Origin of the sequence: Amycolatopsis anabasis, from assembly GCF_009765355.1 — a bacterium.
In the GTDB taxonomy this organism is placed as follows: Bacteria; Actinomycetota; Actinomycetes; order Mycobacteriales; family Pseudonocardiaceae; genus Amycolatopsis; species Amycolatopsis anabasis.
Genome location: NZ_VTHK01000001.1, coordinates 435,736 through 442,825 on the forward strand (window position 1 = coordinate 435,736; position 7,090 = coordinate 442,825).

Below are 7,090 nucleotides of genomic sequence, written 5' to 3' on the forward strand. Positions count from 1 at the left end.
CAGCATGTCGCGGGGGCGTGCGCGGAACCATGAAGATCGCCACCGGACTGTCGGTAGGGTCAGCCCTACCGGAACCTCGAGTTCGGACTACACCCGCAGTGGTCACAACTGCACAGAAAGTGGGTTGGAAGGCTTGCACCCGGATGGCCGAGCGCAGAGCATGGACGCCGTGTCCGGCCTGCCGATCGCGCTCATCATCCCGTGGGGGCTGGTGGTGCTCGCGATCATCGTGGTCGTCGTCGTCCTGCTGCGGTCCCGCAAGCCCAGCGGGTTCGTCGAGGACGCGGTGCTCGAAGCCGTCTACCTGATGTCGAAGGCCACGCCCGACCTGCGCGAGGGCTTCGACCAGTCGGCCGCGGACCGGATCACCTCCCGGCTGCTGGAACTGCTCAAATGCGTGGCGGTCGGGATCACCGACGCCGAGGGCACCCTGCTGTCCTGGGACGGCGAGGCGAACGACCACTACATGGACCTGGTGGACGCGATCGGCGCGGCGATCCGCAAGCACCGGCGCGAGGTCGTCGGGCACGAGAAGATGCCGTGCAACCACCGCGGCACCTGCAAGATGCGCACCGCGGTGATAGTGCCGCTGATCGTCGAGGGCGAGACCGAGGCCGCGCTGATCGTGGTCGGCCGGACCAAGGGCAAGCGGCTGATCCAGATGGCCGACGCGGTCGCGCAGTTCGTCTGCACGCAGTTCGAGCTGGCCCGCCTCGACGAATCGAAGCACCAGCTCCAGCAGGCGGAGATCAAGGCGCTGCGGGCGCAGATCTCGCCGCACTTCGTGTACAACGCGCTGAACACGATCTCCTCGCTGATCCGCACCGATCCCGAGGAGGCGCGCGAACTGCTGCAGGAGTTCGCCGACTTCACGCGGTACTCCTTCCGCACCTCGGGCATGTTCACGTCGCTGGCCGAGGAACTGCGCAACATCGACCGCTACCTGACCATCGAAAGCGCGCGGTTCGGCGGGCGGCTGGAGGTGCGGCTGAAGATCGCGCCGGAGGTGCTCTCGGTGGTCGTGCCGTTCCTGATCATCCAGCCGCTGGTGGAGAACGCGGTCAAACACGGCCTGGCGAACAAGCCGACCGGCGGCACGGTCACCGTGACCGCGCAGGACTACGGCACCGAGGCGCTGATCAGCGTCGAGGACGACGGCATCGGCATGGACCCGGCGCGCCTGGGCGAGCTGCGGAACTCGCACCGCAGCGGCGCGCACGTCGGCCTGGGCAACATCAACCAGCGGATGCGGCAGCTCTTCGGCGACGAGTACGCGCTCATGGTGGAGACCGCGCCCGGCGCCGGGATGAAGGTGACCCTGCGCGTGCCGAAGTTCGCTCCGGGCGTGCGCACCAACCTGCCGGACTACTCGGCCGAGGTGCCCGACCAGAGCGCGCGCCCCGGCCCGGCGCCGCGCACCGGACCGGCGCACAGCCGACCTGCCTGAGCACCCGGGTATGCGCAAGTAGGGTGGGTCCATGAGCGTCACGGACAAGCTGACTTCGCGCATTCCCCGGATCGGCGACCGGGGCGACCGCACCGATGTGGTCGCCGTGGTCAAGCTGCACGGCGTGATCACGCCGACCCCCTCGCCGCTGGCCCGGGGCGCGATCAACCTCGCCGCCATGGAATCCGCGCTGACCAGGGCGTTCGACCACGACCGGCTCAAGGCCGTCGCGCTGCTGATCAACTCGCCGGGCGGCGCGCCGACGCAGTCCGCGCTGGTCGCCGAGCGGATCCGGCAGCTCGCCGCGAAGAAGGGCGTGCCGGTGCTCGCGTTCGCCGAGGACCTCGCCGCCTCCGGCGGGTACTGGCTGGCCTGCGCCGCCGACGAGATCTACGCGCACAGCACCTCGGTGGTCGGTTCGATCGGCGTGGTCAGCGGCGGGTTCGGGTTCACCGGGCTGCTCGAGCGGTTCGGCATCGAACGCCGCCTGCACACCGCGGGCGCGAACAAGGCGCGGCTGGACCCGTTCAGCCCGGAGAAGCCCGAGGACGTCGAGTGGCTGAAGAAGCTGCACGCCCAGCTGCACGAACAGTTCGTGGACTGGGTCAAGGAGCGCCGCGGTGACCGGCTCGCCGACACCGAGGACCTGTTCACCGGCGACGTCTGGCTGGGGTCGAAGGCCGTCGAGCTGGGGCTCGTCGACGGGATCGGCAACCTGCGCGAGGTGATCTCCGAGCGCTACCCGGACGCCGAGATCACCGTCGCCGAGCCGAAGAAGCCGCTGCTGGCCCGGCTCGGCCTGGGCGCACCGGCGGCGGCGAACGCGATCCTGGACGCGGTGAGCCACCGCGCCGCCTGGTCCCGCTTCGGGCTCTGAGCCGCGCGTTTGGTTCATACCAATGGCGGGTCGACAGGGCGCCCGCCCGGAGTTTCCATGGTAACGGCTTTGTTGTTACTGGCAACAAAACCAACCCTGCTGCTCCGGGCCGACGAGGAGGTCGCCCATGTCCGCATCCAAGCTCGCCAGGATCCGGTGGTTCGCGCTCGCCGCCGCCGCGCTCGTTCCCCTCGGCCTCGCCACGCCCGCGAGCGCCACCGTCCCGCCCCCGGACGCCGGTTGGATCCAGGTGTTCGCCGACGACTTCACCGGCGCCGCGGGCTCGTCGCCCGCGGCCGCGAACTGGATCGTCGACACCGGGCACTCCTATCCCGGCGGTCCGGCGAACTGGGGCACCGGTGAGATCCAGAACTACACCGGCGACCCCGCGAACCTCGCCCTCGACGGTTCGGGGAACCTGCGGATCACCCCGCGGCGCGACGGCGCCGGGCACTGGACCTCGGCGCGGATCGAGACCCGGCGCGCCGACTTCAAGCCCCCGGCGGGCGGGGTGCTCCGGCTGGAGGGCCGCATCCGGATGCCGGACGTCACCGGCGACGCGGCGCTCGGCTACTGGCCCGCTTTCTGGGCGCTCGGCTCGCCCTACCGCGGGAACTACTGGAACTGGCCGGGGATCGGCGAGTTCGACATCATGGAGAACGTCAACGGGATCAACTCGGTCTGGGGCGTGCTGCACTGCGGCGTGAACCCCGGCGGCCCGTGCAACGAGACCACCGGCCTCGGGGCGAACCGGGCGTGCCCCGGCTCGCCCTGCCAGTCCGGTTTCCACACCTACCGCTTCGAATGGGACACGAGCGTCACGCCGAACGCGTTCCGCTGGTACGTCGACGGCGTCGGGTTCCACGGGGTCGACCAGAACCGGGTCGACGCGGGCACCTGGGCGAACATGACCTCGCACGCCGGATACTTCCTGCTGCTGAACGTGGCCGTGGGCGGCGCGTTCCCGGACGCGCTCGGCGGGAAGACCCCGACCCCGGCCACCCGCCCGGACGTGCCGATGGTCGTCGACTACGTGGCGGTCTGGACCAAACCGGGAGGCGGCCGATGACGGCGCCGGGTGTTCACCACGTCTTCGCCGACCGGTTGACTCCCGGCGCGTGACCAGGCGTTTCCGCTTCGCGTAATCGGCCGAATACCACGGCGGCACACTCACTGTCGAGGGTGGCGCCGTGGGTTCCCCCGCTCGTGCTCTGGACATCTGAGCTTGCAATGGGCAGGATGCGACTCACTGTGAGTGCTCACGATGACACCCGCCAGCTCCTCGTCCTCGCGGTGGACGACGAGCCGCACGGCCTTGCCGAGCTGGCCCACTGCCTGCACAACAACGCGCATGTGGGGACCGTGCTCACCGCGGTGGACGCCTCCGAGGCACTGGGCGTGCTGTCCTCGGCCGAGGACGAGGTGCGCGGCCGCCGGGAGCGCGGGCTCCCGCCGGTCGACGCGGTGTTCGCCGACCTGCAGATGCCCGGCCTCTCCGGGATGGAGATGGCCCGGGTGTTCGCCGCGCTCAGCGCGCCGCCGATGCTGGTCTTCGTCACCGGGCACGCGCACGAGGCGGTGAACGCCTTCGACCTCGGCGCGGTGGACTACGTCCTCAAACCGTGCAAGCAGGAGCGGCTGGACCGGGCGATCAAACGCGTCCTGGAGAAGATGCAGACGGTTCCGGCACCGGAAACGACCGTCGGCGAACCGGTCAAGAACGACGACGAGGTGATCCCGGTCGAACTGGCCGGCACCACGAAACTCATCCCGCGCTCCACCGTCCGCTGGGTCGAGGCGCAGGGCGACTACGCCCGGCTGTTCACCACCGAGGGCAGCCATCTGGTGCGGATTCCCTTGGCACAGCTGGAAGAACGCTGGGAGAAGGCGGGGTTCGTGCGGATCCACCGGTCCTTTCTGGTCGCGCTGCCGCTGATCACCGAGCTGCGCATGGGCCAGGGCGGGTACCAGGTCGTGATCGGCAACGAGGAGAAGGTGCTCCCGGTCAGCCGGCGGCACACGCGGGAACTCAAGGATCGTCTGGTCGGCTCGGCCCGGAACGGCTAGCCCATGACGGAAGACTTCTACCGGCGCATCGACGGTGTTCGGGAACCGGATCCCACCCTGGGCAAGAACATCCGGCGGCTGCGCCGACCGGCCGTGGAACCGGTGGCGCTGCCGGTCATCCCCGCGCCGGAGCCCGAGCCGCAGGTGAAACCCAAGCGGCAGCGGGTGGTGCTCGCCGATCCCCGGCAGCCGACGACCAGCCTGCGCGCCCGGGTCGAGCTGGAAGAGCAGACCAGCTGGGGAGAACTGCTCATCAAGGATTTGGTCAAGGCGCAGTTCCGGACCGGAATGTGGCTGGCCGCGCTGGTCGTGGTGGTGCTCGGTTCGCTGCCGCTGGCCTTCTACCTCGCGCCGGCGTTCGCCTCGGCCTCGGTGATCGGGGTGCCGCTGGCGTGGTTGCTGCTCGGGGTGCTGCCCTTCCCGTTGTTGTTCGGGGCCGGGCTCTGGTACAACCGGCTCGCGGAGCGCCACGAACGCGACTTCGTTGACATGATCGAGAATTAGCGGCGTCGGCGTTCTCCCGCTCCAGGTGCGAGGATCTTGCAGTGCAGTTGAACCCGTGGGCGCTGAGCAGCATCGTGCTGGTCGCCGTGCTCACCTTCTACCTGGGGCACCGGTCGTCCCGGTTCGCGAACACCACGCACGACTTCCTGGTCGCGCGCCGGACCGTGCGGTCGCGGCGCAACGCGGCCGCGATCTCCGGTGAATACCTGTCCGCCGCGTCCTTCCTCGGCGTCGCCGGGATCGTGCTGAAGGACGGCGCGGACGCGCTGTGGTACCCGATCGGTTTCACCGCGGGCTACCTGGCGCTGATGCTGTTCGTCGCCGCGCCGCTGCGCCGGTCGGGCGCCTACACCCTGCCGGACTTCGTCGAGGCGCGGCTGGGGTCGATCCACCTGCGCCGGTTCTCCACCGCGTTCGTGGTGTTCATCGGGATCCTTTACATGGTCCCGCAGTTGCAGGGCGCGGGGCTCGCGCTGACCTCGATCGCCCCGGCGCCGGTGTGGGTCGGCTCGGTCCTGGTGACGATCGTCGTGGCGTTCAACGTGATCGCCGGGGGCATGCGCGCGATCACCGTGGTCCAGGCGTTCCAGTACTGGCTCAAACTGTTCGCGATCGCGGCGCCCACCTTCGTGCTGTGCGTGGTGTTCCTCGGCGGCGGGACCTCGGCTTCGCCGACCTCGCTCGGGACGCCGGCGCCGCCGGTGTTCACCGCGGACACCAAGGTCGACGTGCAGGAGGACGTGACCCTGCAGGTCAGCACGCTCACCCCGGTGCGGGTGCGCGAGCCGGGGGAGTCGGCCGACCACGAGGTGGTGTGGCCCAGCGAGAGCGCGCACCCGGTGGGCGAGGGCACCACGCTGCGGTTCGCCGCGGGCACGCCGGTGCCGGTGGTCTCCCAGGCGGTGGTGTCCAACGCGAACTGGCTGCACCCCAACTCCGAGAGCCTCGCCGATCTGCTCAGCACCTATTCGCTGATCTTCGCGACCTTCCTCGGCACCATGGGCCTGCCGCACGTCCTGGTGCGCTTCTACACCAACCCCGACGGCAAGGCCGCCCGCCGCACCACGGTGCACGTGCTGCTGCTGCTCGGGCTGTTCTACCTCTTCCCGACCCTGCTCGGCGCGCTGTCCCGGATGTACGTGCCGGAACTGCTGGTGACCGGGAAGACGGACGCGGCGGTGATGCGGCTCCCGCTCGCGATGCTGCCCGGGGTGGGCGGTCAGATCGTCGGCGCGGTGACCGCGGCCGGGGCGTTCGCCGCGTTCCTGTCCACGTCGTCCGGGTTGCTGGTGAGCGTGGCCGGGGTGGTGTCGACCGACGTCCTGCCCGGCCGGGTCCGGGATTTCCGGGTGGCCACCGTGATCGTGGCCCTGGCGCCGATGCTGCTCGCGATCCTGCTGCGCCCGAACGACCTGTCGCTGAGCATCGGGATGACCTTCGCGCTCGCCGCGTCGACGTTCTGCCCGCTGCTGCTGCTCGGGGTCTGGTGGCGCCGGTTGAGCTGGCAGGGGGCGATGGCCGGGATGGTCGTCGGCGGCGGCATGGTGCTGAGCGCGCTGATCACGAACATCGTGAGCGGGTACACCGGCGACTGGGCGCCGTGGTTCACCGAACAACCGGCGCTGATCACGGTGCCTTCGGCGTTCTTCGCCACGATCCTGGTCAGCCTGGCCACCCCGCGCGGGGCGCCGGACGACCTGAACTCGGTGATGCTGCGGCTGCACGCGCCGGACCCGCTCGGCTTCATGCGCGATCGCGCGGTGGCCCGGTTCGGCCAGGCGGAGGAGAAGGCCCGGACCTCGAAGGGCCGCCATCGGAAGTAGCCCGCTTGGCGGTTCCGTCACCCTGGGTAGCTCAAAGCCGCGGCGAATTCTCTCTTTCGCGCCGGTATCCAGACAAAGTACTCGACTTTTGATCGAGAAAGGTATACCGAGAGTAAATCTCTTCACTCAAAGAGACCAGAGTCTTCTGGGCCGTTTGAGGAGCATGATCTGTCGTATGAGCGCCACCGACCACGACCTCCCGAACGATCCGGAACCAGGCGAGTGGAAAAAGGTTCAGGCGAGCCCGGAATTCGCCCTGCTCAGAAAGCGCCTGCGCAATTTCGTCTTCCCGATGACTGCGTTGTTCCTGGGTTGGTATCTGCTGTATGTGTTGCTGGCTGATTATGCGCATGGGTTTATGTCGGTGAAGTT

At 69.3% G+C, this 7,090-nt stretch carries 7 protein-coding genes; all 7 read left to right on the plus strand.

Annotation, left to right across the window (positions count from 1 at the left end):
* The first annotated feature begins 160 nt into the window (after positions 1-160).
* Entirely contained in the window at positions 161-1,447 is a 1,287-nt protein-coding gene (locus FXO23_RS02150; RefSeq protein WP_158879986.1) for a sensor histidine kinase, read from the plus strand.
* A gap of 31 nt (positions 1,448-1,478) precedes the next feature.
* Positions 1,479-2,324, plus strand: a complete 846-nt coding sequence (locus tag FXO23_RS02155) for a S49 family peptidase (RefSeq protein WP_158879988.1) — start codon at positions 1,479-1,481, stop codon at positions 2,322-2,324.
* Positions 2,325-2,451: 127 nt separating this feature from the next.
* Positions 2,452-3,393: a glycoside hydrolase family 16 protein gene (locus tag FXO23_RS02160; RefSeq protein ID WP_158879991.1), complete on the plus strand. Its 942-nt coding sequence runs from the start codon at positions 2,452-2,454 to the stop codon at positions 3,391-3,393.
* Between the two features lie 170 nt (positions 3,394-3,563).
* Positions 3,564-4,391: a LytR/AlgR family response regulator transcription factor gene (locus tag FXO23_RS02165; RefSeq protein WP_158879994.1), complete on the plus strand. Its 828-nt coding sequence runs from the start codon at positions 3,564-3,566 to the stop codon at positions 4,389-4,391.
* 3 nt (positions 4,392-4,394) lie between these two features.
* Entirely contained in the window at positions 4,395-4,895 is a 501-nt protein-coding gene (locus FXO23_RS02170) for a DUF485 domain-containing protein (protein ID WP_158879997.1), read from the plus strand.
* A 41-nt stretch (positions 4,896-4,936) separates the two neighbouring features.
* Positions 4,937-6,718, plus strand: coding sequence for a sodium/solute symporter (locus tag FXO23_RS02175; protein WP_158879999.1), 1,782 nt, complete (start codon positions 4,937-4,939; stop codon positions 6,716-6,718).
* Positions 6,719-6,893: 175 nt separating this feature from the next.
* On the plus strand, positions 6,894-7,090 hold a 197-nt coding region (locus FXO23_RS02180), incomplete at its 3' end, for a DUF485 domain-containing protein (RefSeq protein WP_158880002.1).

Coding starts and splice junctions, on each gene's coding strand:
- FXO23_RS02150 (WP_158879986.1), top strand. CDS start 161: ATGGACGCCGTGTCCGGCCTGCCGATCGCGCTCATCATCCCGTGGGGG.
- FXO23_RS02155 (WP_158879988.1), top strand. CDS start 1,479: ATGAGCGTCACGGACAAGCTGACTTCGCGCATTCCCCGGATCGGCGAC.
- FXO23_RS02160 (WP_158879991.1), top strand. CDS start 2,452: ATGTCCGCATCCAAGCTCGCCAGGATCCGGTGGTTCGCGCTCGCCGCC.
- FXO23_RS02165 (WP_158879994.1), top strand. CDS start 3,564: ATGCGACTCACTGTGAGTGCTCACGATGACACCCGCCAGCTCCTCGTC.
- FXO23_RS02170 (WP_158879997.1), top strand. CDS start 4,395: ATGACGGAAGACTTCTACCGGCGCATCGACGGTGTTCGGGAACCGGAT.